The organism is Arthrobacter sp. LFS091 (assembly GCF_047977885.1).
In the GTDB taxonomy this organism is placed as follows: domain Bacteria; phylum Actinomycetota; class Actinomycetes; order Actinomycetales; family Micrococcaceae; genus Arthrobacter.
Window position 1 is genome coordinate 14,580 of sequence record NZ_JBFPFP010000005.1, and the last position, 15,866, is coordinate 30,445.

General features: G+C 64.3%; 17 protein-coding genes and 1 riboswitch. Of the genes, 7 read left to right on the forward strand and 10 right to left on the reverse strand.

Annotated elements, in window-relative coordinates; translation table 11 throughout:
* The first annotated feature begins 28 nt into the window (after nt 1–28).
* Nucleotides 29–421, forward strand: coding sequence for a Sec-independent protein translocase TatB (locus ACNQOP_RS10355; RefSeq protein WP_416404403.1), 393 nt, complete (start codon nt 29–31; stop codon nt 419–421).
* 36 nt (nt 422–457) lie between these two features.
* On the opposite strand, the gene ACNQOP_RS10360 is transcribed toward ACNQOP_RS10355, so the two are convergent.
* Genes ACNQOP_RS10360 through ACNQOP_RS10370 form a run of 3 tightly spaced genes read right to left on the reverse strand, consistent with a single transcriptional unit; the run spans nt 458 to nt 3,585 of the window.
* Nucleotides 458–1,585, reverse strand: coding sequence for an Mrp/NBP35 family ATP-binding protein (locus tag ACNQOP_RS10360; protein ID WP_416404404.1), 1,128 nt, complete (start codon nt 1,583–1,585; stop codon nt 458–460).
* 4 nt (nt 1,586–1,589) lie between these two features.
* Nucleotides 1,590–2,321: a DUF1003 domain-containing protein gene (locus ACNQOP_RS10365; RefSeq protein ID WP_284986563.1), complete on the reverse strand. Its 732-nt coding sequence runs from the start codon at nt 2,319–2,321 to the stop codon at nt 1,590–1,592.
* Nucleotides 2,302–3,585 carry a magnesium transporter MgtE N-terminal domain-containing protein gene (locus tag ACNQOP_RS10370; RefSeq protein ID WP_144648468.1) on the reverse strand — a complete coding sequence of 428 codons (1,284 nt, stop codon included), beginning with the start codon at nt 3,583–3,585 and terminating at the stop codon, nt 2,302–2,304. The genes ACNQOP_RS10365 and ACNQOP_RS10370 overlap by 20 nt, the downstream gene beginning before the upstream one ends.
* Nucleotides 3,586–3,661: 76 nt before the next feature.
* Here ACNQOP_RS10370 and ACNQOP_RS10375 point away from each other — a divergent pair, with 76 nt between their 5' ends.
* Nucleotides 3,662–4,471 (forward strand): general stress protein, encoded by an 810-nt coding sequence (locus ACNQOP_RS10375; RefSeq protein ID WP_416404405.1) that lies wholly within the window; start codon nt 3,662–3,664, stop codon nt 4,469–4,471.
* A 102-nt stretch (nt 4,472–4,573) separates the two neighbouring features.
* Here ACNQOP_RS10375 and ACNQOP_RS10380 read toward each other — a convergent pair whose 3' ends face one another.
* Complete coding sequence (locus ACNQOP_RS10380; protein WP_257369269.1) at nt 4,574–6,157, reverse strand: aminopeptidase P family protein; 1,584 nt, start codon at nt 6,155–6,157, stop codon at nt 4,574–4,576.
* Between the two features lie 80 nt (nt 6,158–6,237).
* Between ACNQOP_RS10380 and ACNQOP_RS10385 the strand changes: the two genes are divergently transcribed.
* Together ACNQOP_RS10385 and ACNQOP_RS10390 are read left to right on the forward strand one after the other, a co-directional pair.
* Nucleotides 6,238–7,083 carry a PHP domain-containing protein gene (locus ACNQOP_RS10385; protein ID WP_416404406.1) on the forward strand — a complete coding sequence of 282 codons (846 nt, stop codon included), beginning with the start codon at nt 6,238–6,240 and terminating at the stop codon, nt 7,081–7,083.
* Nucleotides 7,083–7,691, forward strand: a complete 609-nt coding sequence (locus ACNQOP_RS10390; RefSeq protein WP_235520680.1) for a MarC family protein — start codon at nt 7,083–7,085, stop codon at nt 7,689–7,691. The genes ACNQOP_RS10385 and ACNQOP_RS10390 overlap by 1 nt, the downstream gene beginning before the upstream one ends.
* A 10-nt stretch (nt 7,692–7,701) precedes the next feature.
* On the opposite strand, the gene ACNQOP_RS10395 is transcribed toward ACNQOP_RS10390, so the two are convergent.
* The 4 genes from ACNQOP_RS10395 to thiE all read right to left on the reverse strand — a co-directional run bounded on the left by ACNQOP_RS10395 (nt 7,702) and on the right by thiE (nt 12,783).
* Nucleotides 7,702–8,580 carry a DNA-methyltransferase gene (locus tag ACNQOP_RS10395; protein WP_235520679.1) on the reverse strand — a complete coding sequence of 293 codons (879 nt, stop codon included), beginning with the start codon at nt 8,578–8,580 and terminating at the stop codon, nt 7,702–7,704.
* Between the two features lie 8 nt (nt 8,581–8,588).
* The gene (locus ACNQOP_RS10400) at nt 8,589–10,277 is read right to left on the reverse strand and encodes a DEAD/DEAH box helicase (protein ID WP_416404407.1); all 1,689 of its coding nucleotides are present in this window, start codon (nt 10,275–10,277) and stop codon (nt 8,589–8,591) included.
* Between the two features lie 277 nt (nt 10,278–10,554).
* On the reverse strand, nt 10,555–12,033 hold the full coding sequence (locus ACNQOP_RS10405) for an RNB domain-containing ribonuclease (RefSeq protein WP_416404408.1): 1,479 nt from the start codon (nt 12,031–12,033) through the stop codon (nt 10,555–10,557).
* A 66-nt stretch (nt 12,034–12,099) separates the two neighbouring features.
* Entirely contained in the window at nt 12,100–12,783 is a 684-nt protein-coding gene (thiE, locus tag ACNQOP_RS10410) for a thiamine phosphate synthase (RefSeq protein WP_416404409.1), read from the reverse strand.
* Nucleotides 12,784–12,810: 27 nt separating this feature from the next.
* A riboswitch (TPP riboswitch) is annotated at nt 12,811–12,930 on the forward strand.
* Here thiE and thiO point away from each other — a divergent pair.
* The 3 genes from thiO (at nt 12,923) to ACNQOP_RS10425 (ending at nt 15,210) form a co-directional block, all read left to right on the forward strand.
* Nucleotides 12,923–14,176, forward strand: coding sequence for a glycine oxidase ThiO (thiO, locus tag ACNQOP_RS10415; RefSeq protein ID WP_416404410.1), 1,254 nt, complete (start codon nt 12,923–12,925; stop codon nt 14,174–14,176). (Overlaps the previous riboswitch by 8 nt.)
* Nucleotides 14,173–14,409 (forward strand): sulfur carrier protein ThiS, encoded by a 237-nt coding sequence (gene thiS / locus ACNQOP_RS10420; RefSeq protein WP_257369263.1) that lies wholly within the window; start codon nt 14,173–14,175, stop codon nt 14,407–14,409. Before thiO ends, thiS begins: the two co-directional genes overlap by 4 nt.
* Before the next feature lie 3 nt (nt 14,410–14,412).
* On the forward strand, nt 14,413–15,210 hold the full coding sequence (locus ACNQOP_RS10425) for a thiazole synthase (RefSeq protein ID WP_416404411.1): 798 nt from the start codon (nt 14,413–14,415) through the stop codon (nt 15,208–15,210).
* A gap of 57 nt (nt 15,211–15,267) precedes the next feature.
* Here ACNQOP_RS10425 and ACNQOP_RS10430 read toward each other — a convergent pair whose 3' ends face one another.
* Both ACNQOP_RS10430 and ACNQOP_RS10435 read right to left on the reverse strand, forming a co-directional pair.
* Entirely contained in the window at nt 15,268–15,570 is a 303-nt protein-coding gene (locus ACNQOP_RS10430; RefSeq protein ID WP_257369261.1) for a hypothetical protein, read from the reverse strand.
* A gap of 37 nt (nt 15,571–15,607) precedes the next feature.
* Entirely contained in the window at nt 15,608–15,832 is a 225-nt protein-coding gene (locus ACNQOP_RS10435) for a DUF3107 domain-containing protein (RefSeq protein WP_018776516.1), read from the reverse strand.
* Between the last annotated feature and the right edge of the window lie 34 nt (nt 15,833–15,866).

Consider the following 15,866-nt stretch of genomic DNA (forward strand, 5'->3'; position numbering starts at 1 on the left):
GCACCACAGACAAGGTAATCTTCGTAGCGTGTTTGGAATCAACGGCCCGGAGTTCATAATCCTCCTCCTTATCGGCGTACTCGTCATCGGTCCCAGCCGTTTGCCCGAATACACTCAAAAGCTCGCCAACCTGGTCAAGGAAGTCCGGCGGATGGCGTCGGGCGCGCGCGAGCAGATCAAGGAAGAAGTCGGCATCGACATCGATGAGGTCGACTGGAAGAAGTACGATCCGCGTCAGTATGATCCCCGGCGCATCATCAAGGATGCACTCCTGGAGGACGACACCAAGCCAGTGAGTCCCGGTGCGCCCGTCGCCGCGGCAACTGCCCCGACCGCGGACACCAAGCCCAAGGCCCCGGCGAGGATCATCGAGCGGCTTGCAGATGGTGAAGCCGCGCCTTTTGACACCGAAGCTACCTGACCGGAAGACGGCGTTCAGCTCGCCCGAAAGTCGCTGTTAGCGGGGTTGGATTCCCAAAGGCATCCCGGATAGCCCACGCGGCCGGGTGGCCAAGGACGATGCAATACCCTCCAAGGCCTTCGCGGCAGCCGTTTCGGGCGCTGCCAGGACTACGGGCTTCCCGGCGTCCCCACCTTCCCGCAAACGGATGTCCAAAGGAATTTGCCCCAACAGCGGAACATCGGTGTCCACCGCAGCGCTCAACCTCGCAGCCAGGGTAGCACCGCCGCCGCTTCCGAACAGCTCCATGCGGCCGCCGTCGGGCATTTCCAGGAAGGACATGTTCTCGATCACCCCGGCCACCGTCTGTCCGGTCTGGGTGGCGATCGTCCCCGCGCGTTCGGCGACGTCCGCGGCCGCTGCCTGCGGTGTGGTGACCACCAGGATCTCGGCGTTGGGAAGCAACTGGGCGACAGAGATGGCGATGTCTCCGGTGCCGGGAGGCAGGTCCAGGAAAAGAGCGTCGAGGTCGCCGAAGTACACGTCGCTGAGGAACTGTTCCAGGGCGCGGTGCAACATGGGGCCGCGCCAGGCTACGGGCGTGTTGCCTGCGACGAACATGCCGATGGAAATGACTTTTACGCCATAAGCCACTGGCGGGAGGATCATGTCGTCAACCTGTGTGGGCTTCTGCGTGATTCCCATCAGGGCCGGTACGGAGAAACCATGGACGTCCGCATCCACTATGCCAACGCGCAGTCCCTGGGCCGCCAGGGAACAGGCGAGGTTCACGGTGACGGACGACTTGCCCACGCCCCCCTTGCCGCTGGCCACCGCGTACACCTTGGTCAACGAACCCGGCTTGGTGAACGGAATTCCGCGTTGCCCGCCGGGGCCACGGAGCTGCTCTTTGAGGGCTTCGCGCTGGGCCGGCGTCATGACCTTGAGTTCCACGTCCACCCCGGTCACACCTGGCACCTTGGACAGGGCTGCAGTGGCGTCCTCCGTGATGGTTTCGCGCAATGGGCAGCCGGCAATGGTCAGCAGGACAGCAACGTGGGCTGCGCCGGCCTCATCGGCAGAGACCGATTCCACCATCCCGAGTTCGGTGATGGGGCGGCGGAGCTCCGGATCAATGACGGTTGCCAGGGCAGCACGGAGCGCCTCGGCAGATACGGTGCTCATACGGTCAGGCTCGGCTTTCGGGGTTCTCGGGTGTTCGCTTGGCAGTGGAATGCTGGGGGCCGGCGGTCCGCGGCGGACGGACCTTGGGGATTTGCTGGGTGCGGGGTCCGCGCGACTTGTCCCGCTTTTCCTTCAGCTTCTCCTTGACCTTTTCTCCGGAGGATTCGCTGCCATCGGTGGCGGGATCGTGCTCGCGGAGTTCTTCCTGGGCGTCGATGATGTCTTCCAGGAGGCTCCGGAGTTCGGCCCGGACGTAGTCACGGGTGGCCACTTCACGCAGGGCAATACGCAGCGAAGCCAATTCCCGGGTCAGGTACTCGGTGTCGGAAAGGTTGCGCTCAGCGCGCTGGCGGTCCTGCTGGAGGGAGACACGGTCGCGGTCGTCCTGCCGGTTTTGGGCCAGCAGGAGCAGCGGGGCTGCATAGGAGGCCTGGAGCGACAACATCAGGGTCAGGAGGGTGAAGCCAAGCTCCATCCGGTCAAATTGCCACTCAGTCGGCGCGAAGGTGTTCCACGCCAGCCAGAACACACAAAAGATGGTCATGTAGACCAGGAACTGCGGGGTTCCCATGAAACGGGCGAAACCCTCAGTGGCGTTGCCGAAGGCGTCCGGGTTGGGGGAGAACTTGGGCAGGATACGTTGGCGCCCGCTCAGGGGCGTGTCCAGGCTGCTGACGGTACGTCCAGTGGCCTTGGGGGATCGGGTGGCGTTGTTATCAGCCAATGCGGCCTCCAAGTCTCCTTATAGGGGCGTCGTCCTCGTGGGCGCGCCAGTCATCCGGCAACAGGTGATCCAGCACGTCATCAACAGTCACCGCCCCCACAAGGCGGCCGTCGTCGTCGACAACTGGAAGTGAATTCAGGTTGTAGGTGGCCAAGGTCCTGGCTACCTCGCTGATGTGGGCTTGGTCCGAGAGCGGCTCAAGGTTCTTGTCCACAAGGTTGCCCAGAGGTTCCGGCGGCGGGAAACGCAGGAGCTGCTGGATATGCACCACGCCGAGGAATCGGCCCGTGGGCGTCTCCAGCGGTGGGCGGGCAATGAAGATCGATGAGGCCAGGGCAGGGGAGAGCTCCTCCCGCCGTACGTGGGCCAGGGCCTCCGCGACCGTGGCTTCCGGCGGGAGGATGACCGGGACGGGGGTCATGAGGCCGCCTGCCGTGTCTTCGTCATACTCCAGGAGCCGTCGCACGTCCTCGGCTTCCTGAGGCTCCATGAGCTGCAGCAGTTCCTCGGCCTGCGCGGAGGGGAGCTCAGCGAGGAGGTCTGCGGCGTCGTCAGGATCCATCTCTTCAAGGACGTCGGCGGCGCGCTCCACGTCCAAGGCCGAGAGGATTTCCACTTGGTCGTCCTCGGGCAGTTCCTGCAGCACGTCCGCGAGGCGCTCGTCCTGGAGCTCGCTGGCCACTTCGAACCGGCGCTTGTCGCTCATTTCCTGCAGGGCTTCGGCAAAGTCGGCAGGCTTGAGGTCCTCGTGGGTGGCCACGAACTGGGTGGCCGCCTGCGGCTCGTTGTGGGCGCCGGTCTGGGCGTCGGCCCAGTCGATGATCAGGGTCTCGTTGCGGCGCAGCCGGCTCAACGGCGACAGGGAGTGCCCGCGGCGGACGAACAGTTTGCTGACGAACCAGTCCTTGGACCTGTGCTGGTCCATGGCAATGTCCTCGATGGTGGCGTCTCCGCTGCCGTCGGCAAGGGTGACGCGGCGGTCAAACATCTCGGCCACCACCAGGGTCTCGGCTCCCCGCTGCTCAAAGCGGCGCAGGTTGACCAGCCCGGTGCAGATGATCTGTGTTTGGTCGATGGACGTAATGCGGGTCATGGGCACGAAGACGCGCTTCTTGCCGGGAACTTCCACCACGATGCCCACCACGTGCGGGGCTCCACGGGTGCCCCTGGAGAGCACCACGACATCGCGCAATCGGCCAAGACGGTCACCCAGGGGGTCGAAGACGTCCAAGCCGAGCAGGCGCGCGACAAAGACGCGTGAGGGATGTGTGCTCATGTTTACAGGCTACCGAGTCTGCTCTCTTTTAGCTGAATTCCAGCCGCTTCACATGTCCATGGGACACAATGGGGCTATGTCTAACATTTTTGGTGGTCCCAAAGCCGTCGAGGAGTCCCGGAGCGTCCCCCAAGGAGACACCGTCGGCTCATACACCTCGTATTTGGATGCCCAAAAGGCGGTGGATTACCTGGCAGACCAGCAGTTCCCGGTTCAGTTGGTATCGATCGTGGGCAACGACCTCAAAATGGTGGAGCGGGTGACCGGTCGCCTGAGCTACCCCAGGGTGGCCCTGTCCGGTGCCTTGAGCGGCATGTGGTTTGGCCTGTTCGTCGGTGTGATGCTGTCCTTCTTTACGCCGGGCGGCGGACCGTTCTCCATCATCACCTCGGTCCTGATGGGCGCGGCCTTCTTCATGCTCTTCGGCATCGTCACCTATGCCACCCAGCGCGGGAAGCGTGACTTCACCTCCACAAGCCAGGTGGTGGCCACCAACTATGACGTGATCGTCGCCATGGAAGCAGCCAACGAGGCCCGTCGCCTGCTGCACCAGCTGCCGATGAACCCCTCGCAGGCGGCAGCGCCGCAGGCAACGAACTACAACCAGCACAGCGCTCCGCTCCAGCAGCCGGGCCAGGCGCCGGAAAGGCCATCCACATGGAATGACCCTTACGGCCAGCGCGGCACCGGTGAAACCGGCACGCAGGGGAACGGGGAACCCCAAGCCGGTGCGGCGCCGTCGAGCCACCAGCCGCCGTCGGCTGTCCGCTACCCCGACCTGCCGGACGGTAGGCCGCAGTACGGTGTCCGTGTGACCGAAGGCCACAATGCCCCGCATGAAGACGGACAGCAAGCCGGCTCCGAGGACACACCGAAACAGCAGTAGTCCCCGGCAAAGGACAAATTCAAAAGGCAAAGGGAAGGCCACCGGATCTCCGGTGGCCTTCCCTTTGTGTTGGCAGTTCCCTTGGACTGCGCGGGCCAGTGCCTAGCCCTGCGCCTCCTGGTAGATACCGGCCATCCATGATTCGACGTCGTCTGCCTTGCGGGGCAGGGCGGCGCTGAGGTTGACCGGGCCATCGGCCGTCATCAGGATGTCGTCCTCGATGCGAACACCGATTCCGCGGTACTCGGCAGGGATCGCCAGGTCCTCATTCTTGAAGTACAAGCCCGGTTCGATGGTAAAGACCATGCCCTCGGTGAGGATCCCGTCCAGGTAAAGCTCGCGCTTGGCCTGTGCGCAGTCGTGGACATCCAGCCCCAGGTGGTGGCTGGTGCCGTGCGGCATCCAGCGACGGTGCTGCTGGCCCTCAGGGCTGATGGCTTCCTCCACGGACACGGGGAGCAGGCCCCACTCGGCGAGGCGTTCGGCCAGGACAGTGGTTGCGGCCGTGTGGATGTCGCGGAACTTCACGCCCGGTTGCGCGGCTGCGAAACCGGCATCGGCTGCGTCAAGTACGGCTTCGTAGACCTTGCGCTGTACATCGGTGAAGGTGCCTGTGGCGGGCAGGGTGCGGGTGACATCGGCCGTGTAGAGGGAATCAGCTTCCACGCCGGCATCGAGGAGGAGGAGTTCGCCCGCGTTGACCTTGCCCGTGTTCCGGGTCCAGTGAAGGACAGTGGCGTTGTTTCCCGAGGCAGCGATGGTGTCGTAGCCGAGCTCGTTGCCTTCCTCGCGGGCGCGGGCGAAGAATGCACCCTCAACGACGCGCTCGCCGCGTGCGTGGGTCAGCGCCCGCGGAAGGGCGCGAACGACGTCGGCGAAGCCCTCCACAGTGGCGGCCACGGCGATCTTCATCTGCTCGATTTCCCACTCGTCCTTGAGGAGGCGCAATTCCGAGAGTGCTTCGCTGAGCTTCTCGTCCAAGGCATCGAGTTCGCCCAGGTCCAGGGTTTCGGGATCCTTGGCGGTGTTGTACCGGGCGGTGTCCACCAAAGCGTCAATGTTCTCGTCCACCTTGCGGACCAGGCGGATGGAGATACCACCGATTTCCGGGGCGCCTACGTTCTTGGTAATCGCCATTTCGAGTTCGGCGATATGGGCGCAGGAGAGGCCCAGGCGGGCTTCGAATTCCGCCAGCGTCGGACGGGCACCGATCCAGAACTCACCGGAGCGTGAGTCGGCGTAGAACTGTTCGGTATCGCGGCCGGCCAAGGGACGGAAGTAGAGCGTGGCGGTGTGGTGACCGCCGTCGTCGCCCTTGCCTTCAGCCACCGGCTCAAGGATGAGGACGGCGTCGGGCTCGTGGTCCAGGCCCAGGCCCGTGAGGTGCGCAAAGCCGGAGTGGGGCCGGAAACGGTAATCGCAGTCGTTGGAGCGGACCTTCAGCGGACCGGCCGGGATGACAAGCCGTTCGCCTTTGAACAGTTCGGAAATGGCACGACGGCGGCGTGCAGCGTGGTCTGCAACGGCGTCGCGCGCAGGGGTCACCTGCGGGGCGGCAGCCCAATTGCTGGCCATGAATGCTTTGAAAGCATCCGATGTTGGCCTCTGTGAGCGGTTGTTAACGCGCTCCTGCAGCGGCTGGGAATTTGCGGAGTCCATGTTTTGGGTGTTTTCGGCATCGTTCACCGTTACATCGTCCCACCAGTTCGGTGAGGAGGCCAACGGCGCAACGCTCCAAGGAGCCCTGCATCCCATAGGCTGGGAAAGTGAGGATAGACCTGCATGCGCACTCCAATGTTTCCGACGGAACCGAGACACCCGCCGGGGTGATCGTTTCTGCTGTATCGGCGGGCCTGGGCGCCGTGGCGTTGACGGACCATGACTCCACAGATGGCTGGGACCAGGCTGCGGCAACCGCCGTGGAACACGGGATTGCGTTTGTCCCGGGCATGGAGATCTCCTGCCGGACGGAGCAGGGCATCAGCGTCCACCTGCTCAGCTACCTCCACGACCCGTCCCACCCCGGCCTCCTCGAGGAAATCACCAAATCCAAGGACGCACGCCTGACCCGCGCAGAGCATATGGTGACGTTGCTGTCCGAGGACTATCCGCTGACCTGGGACGACGTGATCCACCATGTGGCACCCGGAGCGACGGTGGGCCGCCCGCACATCGCCGACGCCCTGGTGGCCGCCGGAGTCGTCGCGGACCGCACGGAAGCGTTCACCTCCATCCTTACCTCCCATTCGCGGTACTTCGTGCAGCACTACGCGCCCAACCCGGCGGTCGCCGTCGAGCTGGTGCGCGCGGCAGGCGGCGTTCCCGTATTCGCCCATCCGGTGGCTTCGTCCCGGGGACGGATCGTGGGGGAGCGCACCTACCGTGAAATGATCGACGCCGGCCTGCTGGGGGTTGAGGTGGACCACCGGGACAACCCGGAGGACGGCAGGCGGTTCCTGCGCGAGCTGGCTTCCCGGCATGGGCTGCTGATGACCGGATCCTCCGATTATCACGGCGCAGGCAAACCGAACCTCCTCGGCGAAAACACGACGCCGGCCGACGTTCTGGCCCGTATTGAGGACCTGGCGACGGGCAGCAAGGTAGTCCGTTGATGGACCTGCAGTTGCTGGCCTCGGTGATCGTCACGCTGTTCGTCATCATGGACCCGCCGGGTACAGTGCCGATCTTCATGTCGTTGACGGCCCAGATGTCACCGAAGGACAGGAACCGCTCGGCTTTTCAGGCTCTTTTGGTGGCCACGGGCGTGATCGTGGTTTTCGCGATTTTCGGCCAATCGATCCTGAACTACATGCACATCTCCTTGGCGGCCCTGCAGGGTGCCGGCGGCCTGCTGCTGGTGCTCATTGCCCTGCAGCTCTTGACGGGGTCCACCAGCGGCGAGGAAAACGCCGCGAAGTACAAGAACGTGGCCTTCGTTCCCTTGGGTACGCCGCTGATGGCCGGGCCTGGTGCGATCGTGGCGGTCATGGTCTTTGTCCAGCAGTCCAAGGACCTGTCAGGTTACCTGGCCGTTGGCCTGGGCATCGCGGTGGTGCTCGCCTCGCTATACCTGGCCATGCGGTTCGCGGGAGTGGTCCAGCGGGTCCTTGGGGAGAACGGAGTGGAGCTGGTGACCCGGATTGCCGGCCTTTTGCTCTCTGCCATCGCCGTACAGATGATCGCTGACTCGGTGACTGCCTTCGTGAAGGGTGTCGCCTGACAGCTCCAGGCTAGGACGCAGTGGTTTGGGCCTGGTGGAACACGGCCTTGCTGCCCAGGCGTTTCCGCATGACTTCAATGGCCTGCTCGTTCTGGTCCACGCACACGAAGTTCCGGCCCAGTTTGGCCGCCACTGCCCCGAGGGTTCCGGACCCGGCAAAGAAGTCCAGGCACCAGTCGCCCTCGCGGCTTGATGCCGAAACGATCCGGCGGACCAGGCCTTCGGGTTTCTGCGTGGGGTAGCCGGTTTTTTCGCGCCCTGTCGGCGAAACGATGGTGTGCCACCAGACGTCCGTGGGCAACTTTCCCAGCTCACGTTTGGCGGGGGTCACCAAGCCCGGAGCCATGTAGGGCTCCCGGTCCACTTCGGCGTTGTCGAAGTGGTACTTGGTGGGGTTCTTCACGTACACCAGGATGTTGTCGTGCTTGGTGGGCCAGCGGTTCTTGGCCCGGGCGCCGTAATCGTAGGCCCAGATGATTTCGTTCAGGAAGCATTCCCGGCCAAAGATGGCGTCGAGCATCACCTTGGCGTAGTGCACCTCGCGGTAGTCCAGGTGCAGGTACAGGGTGCCGTCGTCTGCCAGCAGGCGCCAGGCTTCCACGAGCTTGGGCTCCAGGAAAGACCAGTAGTCGCTGAAGGCGTCGTCATAGCTGTGCAGGGCGCCCTTGATGGTGTCGTAGGAGCGGCCCTTGAAGCCCACGCGGTCGCCGTCGCCGTCCGAGTTGCGGACCATCCGGGTTTCCTGGCGTCGTTGGACCCGCCCAGTATTGAAGGGAGGGTCCACGTAAATGAGTGTGAAGGCGCCGTCCGGCAGCGTTGGAAGGAACTCCGCGTTGTCCGCGTGTACCACCAGGTTGCCGCCGTCCGGCGCCCAAACAGTTTCAGTCATTGAGAAAATTAAGCCTCGGTGCTGCCGGACTGGGCAGCTGCGGCCTCACCGGAGACTACTTCGCCGTTGCGGCGGCGGGTCCGGGTGCGACGTGTACGTGCAGGCTTCTCGGAATGGTCCGAGCCCGTTTCCGGGACTGCGGCAGCCGGGGCTGCTTCGCCTTCGGAGGTACGACGGCGGCGGGTACGGTTGCGTCCGCCCTCACCCTTGGATTCGCCGGAGTCAGCCTTGCCTGACCGGCCGCGGCCGCCATCGCGGCCACGTCCGCCGTCACGGGAGCCATTGCGGTCCGAACCACCGGAGCGGGAGTTCTTCTTGCCGGTCTCACCCAGGTCCTCCAGGACCTCGGCGTCCACACCGGCCAGGGTGCGCTTGTTCCGGGGCAGGCGTCCCTTGGTGCCCTCGGGAATATCAAGGTCGGAGTAGAGGTGCGGCGAGGAGGAGTACGTTTCAACCGGCTCCGGAACGCTGAGTCCCAAGGCCTTGTTGATGAGTCCCCAGCGGGGCATGTCGTCCCAGTCAACGAACGTGACGGCGGTGCCCTTGTTGCCTGCGCGGCCGGTGCGGCCAACACGGTGCAGGTAGATCTTCTCGTCTTCAACGCACTGGTAGTTGATCACGTGCGTGACGTCGTCCACGTCGATGCCACGGGCGGCGACATCGGTGGCAACCAGGACGTCCACCTTGTTGTTGCGGAAGGCACGCAGGGCCTGTTCGCGGGCGCCCTGGCCCAGGTCGCCGTGAATGGCTGCAGCCGCGAACCCGCGGTCCACAAGTTCCTCGGCGACCTTTGCGGCGGTGCGCTTGGTCTTGGTGAAGATGATGGTCCGGCCACGTCCGCGGGCCTGGAGGATGCGTGCCACGACTTCGGTCTTATCCATGCTGTGGGCACGGTAGATGAGCTGGCGGATGTCCCGCTTGGTCAGGCCCTCATCGTTCGGGTCAGCTGCGCGGATGTGGGTGGGCTGCGTCATGTAACGACGTGCCATCGCGATCACGGGGCCGGGCATGGTTGCGGAGAAGAGCAGCGTCTGCCGCACGGCGGGGGTGCCGGCGATCAGGGTCTCTACGTCGGGAAGGAAGCCAAGGTCCAGCATTTCGTCGGCCTCGTCAAGAATCACCATCTTGACGTTCTTCAAGCTCAGGTGCTTCTGCTTGTAGAGGTCGATCAGTCGGCCAGGGGTACCTACGACGATCTCGACGCCCTTCTGCAGCGCATCGATCTGGGGTTCGTAGGCCCGGCCGCCGTAGATGGTGGCGATGCGCGCGTTGCGCTTGCGCGAGGCCGTCTGGAGATCGTTGGCGACCTGCACGGCAAGTTCGCGGGTGGGGACGATGACCAGTGCCTGCGGTGCGCCGGGGACGGCGAGCTTGTCATAGCCGGCGTCGTCGCGGCCTACAACGCGCTGCAGGGCAGGCACGCCGAAGCCGAGGGTTTTGCCTGTACCAGTCTTGGCCTGGCCGATGATGTCGTGGCCGCCCAGTGCGACGGGCAGGGTCATGGCCTGGATGGGGAACGGGTGGGTGATCCCGGCATCTGCCAAGGACTCCACGATGTCTGCGCGCACGTTGAAGTCTGCAAACGACTTCTCTTCGATCTCGTGGGGCTTCTCGTCCGAGACGATCGTTTCCTCGGGCTCGAGGGTTTCTGTTCCGGTGGGGTCCGTCAGGACTTCATGGGTATGCAATTCACTCACAGGGAGTTTCCTTATTCATTTGGGCATTGGCGCCGCATGCTCAACGGGGGCGGCATAGCCGTACCGGAGCACCAACGGGCGCGCAAGCAAGTCCAGTGGAAGCCGATCGCGGGCTATCTAAGTACTGGCACTGGTGACCAGTTGGTACATCTCAAGATCGCGTAGGGGCGGGCTTGTTGAGTTCAAAAATTAACTGAATCAACGACCGGGCATCCATTACTACACGCCCAGTCTATCCTCTGGGAGCCCGAAAGCCCGGATTGGGGATTGAACGGCGCTATGGCAGCAGTTCAAACAGAATCTCCCGGCTGGCAATGTCAGCCTTGACCAGCCGGACGCGGACCTTGGTCCCGGACTCCAGTTCGCCGTCGCAACGGGCGGTCACGGCGGGCTCCGCTATTTGGACGATTCCGTAGGGACCGCCGTTCCCGTTGCCGTTGCCCCTTCCGTTCCCGTTCCCGTTTGGCTTCGAGCCGGAAATGACCACCGCATCGAACTCCTGGCCAACATGGTTGGCAACCAGTGCCGCCTCCACCGTGTCCAAGGCGGCGCGCTCGAGGCGGCCAGCGAGTTGATCGGACGAGGCCATGATCTCGGGCAAGGACGGCAAGGCTTCACGGGCCCAGGCAGGGATGTCCCGCTTGTTGCTCAGTGCCTCGCAGATCACCAGGACGAAACGGTCGATAAGGCGGCGCAACGGTGCTGTGGTGTGCGCGTACGGAGCGCCGATGGCTGCCTGGATGACTTCAGTCGGGACCTCGCCGTCGAAAGGTGTGTAGTTGGCACCCCTGAACAACGTCCCGGCTGAGTGCAGGATGGCGAGTTGCTTTGGGTCTGATGCGTCCAGGGTCCGCAGGTATTCGCCGTAGCTGATCCGTCCGTCCCAGGGTTTACCAAGGGCCGTGGTCTGCCTTTTGAAGTGCCGCAGGGAGCGTTCATCCGGTGCGGGCATGGTGCGCAGTATGCCAACCTTGCCGTCCAGCATCAGCTGAGCTGCCGCCATCCCGGTCATGAGTGAAATCTGCGCGTTCCAGTCCTCCACCGGCAACGACGGGGCAGCAACGATCCTGTACCCGCCGCCGTCGGCCGCTCGGACGATCTCCTGTTCGGGCATGTTCAGGCTCGCGCCGCCGCGGAGGCGTTCGAGTTCAACCCGCTTCAACCCCACTTCCTTGAGGAGCTGCAGTACGGGCGGTGCCGTTCCGTCGTCGATCTGCTCCTGGACGCCCTTGTAACTTAGCTTGGCCCGGCTGCGCACGGTGGCGCGGCCTACTGTCACCGTCACTGCTTCGGCCTGCGCGTCGAGGACGAAATCCCAGACAAAGGCGCCACAGTCCTGCTCTGCCAGCAGGCTGCCGGCATGTTCGCTGATGATTTCCGGGTGCAAGGGAATGCGTCCATCCGGAGCATAGAAGGTCTGGCCGCGCCGGCGTGTCTCCGTGTCGAGGGCACCACCGGGAGCCACGAAGGACGGAACGTCGGCGATCGCATAGAGGACCTTGTAACCGTCACCGGCGCGCTCTATGAACAGCGCCTGGTCCAGGTCCGTCGACGTGGCGGGGTCGATGGTGACAAACGGAATGTCCCGAAGGTCGCGTTCAGGCAGCTTCAGGTCCGCCACGGCTTCTCGGGCTTCTTCCACTGCCCCCGTGGGGTAGGCGCCTGGGAGTTCCAGCTCCGTCCGGAGTGCGGCGAGGGCCGCTGCGAGCTGGTCCGACGAGTCGTCGACGTTGGGTGCAATCCGATGATGTGACACGAAAATCAGGGTAGCCCGGATTCCGGGGATCACACCATGTCAAGGCCGCACGGTGAGCGACTTTCGCTAAATTGAGTCCAGGGCTTCCAGCAGCGACTTGGCAGCCGCCGTCGGGTCTGCGGCTTCGGTGATGGCACGGACAACCACGATCCTGCTGGCCCCCGCCGAAAGGACCTGTTCCACGTTGCCCAGGTCGATGCCGCCAATAGCGAACCACGGGAGCTGCACGGCGCCGTCGGTCGTTTCCGTGGCACGCCTCATCGCTTCTGCGGCATATGTGACCAGGTCCGGCCCAACGGCTTGGCGCCCCGGTTTGGTGGGTGTCGCCCAAACCGGACCGACACAGAAATAGTCCAGGCCGCCGTCGCCGGTAGAAGCGGCAATGGCCGCATTGACCTGCTCCGGAGTGTGCGTGGAAAGTCCAATCGCGGCAGGGGCCGGGAGGAAGGTCCGGGCCACCGGAAGGGGCAGGTCCTTCTGGCCCACGTGGAACACAGGAGCCCCGGAAACACTGGCAATATCGGCCCGATCGTTGACAGCCCACAGTCGGCCGTGCCGCTCAGCCACACTCCGCAGGATGGCCAGCAAGTCCAGTTCTTCGGCTGCCTCGATCGACTTGTCCCGGAGCTGGATGATGTCCACCCCACCCTCGAAGGCGGCATCGACGAAGTCTTCGAAATCGCCCTGTCGCTTCCGGGCATCGGTGCACAAATAGAGTCGGGCTGAGGCGAGGGATTCAGGCTGGGTCATGGGAACCAGAGTAGTTCCTCTACACTGGGCACGTACTGCGGGAGCCGCGACGTTCGACTATGTGACCGTCCGGCTGAGAGGGCTTCAGCGCCGACCGCTTGACCTGATCCGGCTAATACCGGCGTAGGGAAGGGAACACATGGCAGACGCCATTCATGCAGATGTAGCCATTATCGGCGGCGGCATCATCGGGTTGGGCACCGCCCACCAACTGCGCAGGCTGGGCCGCTCAGTCGCCCTCATCGACCCTTGGCCCGCTAACGGCGCAACTTTCGCAGCGGCCGGGATGCTGGCACCCGTCAGTGAACTGCACTACCAGGAAGAAGAACTCCTGGAACTCATGGTCGAATCCTCCCGGCTGTGGCCCGCTTTTGTTGGCGCGCTCGCCGGAGGGGCGCACGCCGCCGGATACCGCACGACGCCGACCCTCGCCGTGGGTGCCGACGCCGCCGACCGCCGCGCGCTCGCAGACCTCCGGGTGGTACAGAAGGCTGCAGGCTTGGGAGTGGAGCCATTGGCCCTCCGGGAGGTGAGGGAGCGTGAGCCCTTGCTGAGTCCCCAAATTTCCTGTGCCTTCGACATCCCCACCGACCACCAGGTGGATCCCCGCAAGCTCGCCGCCTGCCTTTTGGCCGAACTTTCGGATCACTCTCCCGATGATCCGAGCTGGGTTACGGGGGCGGACAACGGATTCGCTGTGAAAGCGCTGGCACATCGTCTCCTGTGGGATGAAGGCAGGGTCTCTGGAGTCGAACTCGAGTCAGGCACCAGGGTCTTTGCCACCGAGACGGTGGTCGCAAACGGTCTGGGCGCCGCCGGCTTGGACGGCGTGCCCGAAGGGCTCACGCTGCCCCTGCGGCCGGTCTATGGTGACATCCTCCGGCTTCGGGTTCCGGACAACCTGCAACCTCTCGTTACCTCCACCGTCCGGGGGATAGTGCGGGGCGTTCCCGTCTACATCGTCCCCCGCGACGACGGCACCGTGGTGATCGGAGCGACCCAGCGTGAGGACGGACTGTCCACGGCCTCCAATGCCGTCTCAGCGGGCGGCGTCTACCAACTCCTGCGCGACGCCCAGGTCCTGGTCCCCGCGGTCGCCGAACTCGAACTCCTGGAGGCAACAGCCCGCGGCAGGCCAGGGACGCCGGACAACGCGCCGTTGCTTGGCCGCGTCGCCGGAACCAATGGCGACATTGAGGGTTTGGTGGTTGCCACCGGGTTCTTCCGTCACGGAGTCCTGCTGACACCGGTAGCCGCAAGGATTGTCGGCGAACTGATCAACGGATCGACCGATCCACAGTGGGCCCCTTTCCGCCCCGACCGATTTACGGCCAGCGCACCCGATCCACGGAACTTCGTCCCAGCACACGCCCGCAGCAAGGAAAGCGCATGAACATCAAACTCAATGGATCCGACCATGCAGTGGCCGATGACGCCTCTGTGAGCACCCTCGTCACCGCCATCACCGGCCGCGAACTGGACCACAGGGGACAGGCGGCCGACGGCGGCAAGCTGGGTGTCGCCGTCGCGCGCAATTCAGAGGTGGTGCCGCGCAGCCAGTGGGCGGCAACAGCACTCGCCGACGGCGATGAACTCGAACTCGTTACCGCAGTCCAGGGAGGCTGAACAATGACCACAACAAGCACTGCCCCCAGCACCGACGCCTTGGTGATCGACGGCGTCGACTTTGGTTCGCGGCTGATCATGGGAACAGGGGGTGCCCCGAGCCTGGACGGTTTGGGCGCTGCGCTCCTGGCCTCGGGTACGGAGCTGACCACCGTGGCCATGCGGCGCTATTCGCCGGCAGAAACCGGGTCTCTCTTCCAGCTCCTGGTGGACCACAACATCCGGGTGTTGCCCAACACGGCCGGCTGTTTCACGGCGAAGGACGCGGTGATGACCGCCGAACTTGCCCGCGAGGCGCTGGAGACCAATTGGGTGAAGCTGGAAGTCATCGCGGACGAGCACACACTCCTGCCCGATGCCGTGGAACTCGTCGATGCCACGGAGCAGCTGGTCAACCGCGGGTTCAAGGTCTTCGCTTACACCAATGATGATCCGGTCCTTGCCCTGCGGCTGGAAAACCTCGGCGCCACCGCGGTGATGCCGCTGGGCTCACCGATCGGGACCGGCCTGGGCATCCTGAACCCGCACAACATTGAGCTGATCGTGTCACGGGCATCAGTGCCCGTGGTGCTCGACGCCGGGATCGGAACCGCTTCCGATGCCGCGCTGGCCATGGAACTGGGTTGCGATGCCGTCCTGCTGGCTACCGCGGTAACGCGTGCACAGAACCCGGTGCAGATGGGGGAGGCCTTCAAGCACGCTGTCCTTGCCGGCCGTTTGGCCAGGCAGGCAGGCCGGATTCCCCGGCGCGAACACGCCCTGGCATCCTCCGCGATGGAGGGACGCGCCGAGTTCCTTTAGGGTGTTAACCAGCGATGGCCATCACCCGCGGGTGATGGCCATCGCTGTAAGTGGCGCTTAGAGCCGGAGGGCCCTGGTGAGGGCCTCGGTATCGTGCTTGGTCCGGGTCCGGCCGAAGTACACCACAACCGCCGCGGCTGCCGCGGTTCCGATGACGATGGGGAGAACCCACGGAATCCAGGTGACCCCCGGTTGGTAACCCAAGCCCGCGCTGATGAAGGCAATCCAGCTCAGCGCCGCAACAGCGGTTGAAACGCCTACCGGTAGGGCGACGCCGTACCTGCCGTGCCGCTTGTCGTTGGCCCAGACAATGAAGCCCGTGGCAATGGCTGCAAGAACAACCACGACGAGTGAAAGCATGAAGACTCCTTAGCGGACGACGGGTGGTGGGGGAATGCTAGAGGGCGCCGAAGCCCACGCGACGGACTTCCTCGGCGCCGATCTCCACATAGCCCAAAACGTTGCCAGGAACGATGACCTGGCGGCCCTTCTCATCCGTGAGGCGCAATTCCGAGCCCTTGGACACGGCCTCCGCCACGATCTTGGCTACGGCGTCGGCATCCAAAGCGGATTCGAGCACAATTTCGCGGCCAACGTTCTGAATGCCGATCTTTACTTCCACAGCAAGGCCTCCAAGCCAATCAAGTTTTGAATCA

Bases quoted from the DNA above. Each gene is read 5' to 3' on its own strand.
- ACNQOP_RS10360 (WP_416404404.1), bottom strand. From the start codon at position 1,585: ATGAGCACCGTATCTGCCGAGGCGCTCCGTGCTGCCCTGGCAACCGTC.
- thiE (WP_416404409.1), bottom strand. From the start codon at position 12,783: ATGACCCAGCCTGAATCCCTCGCCTCAGCCCGACTCTATTTGTGCACC.
- ACNQOP_RS10425 (WP_416404411.1), top strand. From the start codon at position 14,413: ATGACCACAACAAGCACTGCCCCCAGCACCGACGCCTTGGTGATCGAC.
- ACNQOP_RS10430 (WP_257369261.1), bottom strand. From the start codon at position 15,570: ATGCTTTCACTCGTCGTGGTTGTTCTTGCAGCCATTGCCACGGGCTTC.
- ACNQOP_RS10395 (WP_235520679.1), bottom strand. From the start codon at position 8,580: ATGACTGAAACTGTTTGGGCGCCGGACGGCGGCAACCTGGTGGTACAC.
- thiS (WP_257369263.1), top strand. From the start codon at position 14,173: ATGAACATCAAACTCAATGGATCCGACCATGCAGTGGCCGATGACGCC.
- ACNQOP_RS10390 (WP_235520680.1), top strand. From the start codon at position 7,083: ATGGACCTGCAGTTGCTGGCCTCGGTGATCGTCACGCTGTTCGTCATC.
- ACNQOP_RS10370 (WP_144648468.1), bottom strand. From the start codon at position 3,585: ATGAGCACACATCCCTCACGCGTCTTTGTCGCGCGCCTGCTCGGCTTG.
- thiO (WP_416404410.1), top strand. From the start codon at position 12,923: ATGGCAGACGCCATTCATGCAGATGTAGCCATTATCGGCGGCGGCATC.
- ACNQOP_RS10375 (WP_416404405.1), top strand. From the start codon at position 3,662: ATGTCTAACATTTTTGGTGGTCCCAAAGCCGTCGAGGAGTCCCGGAGC.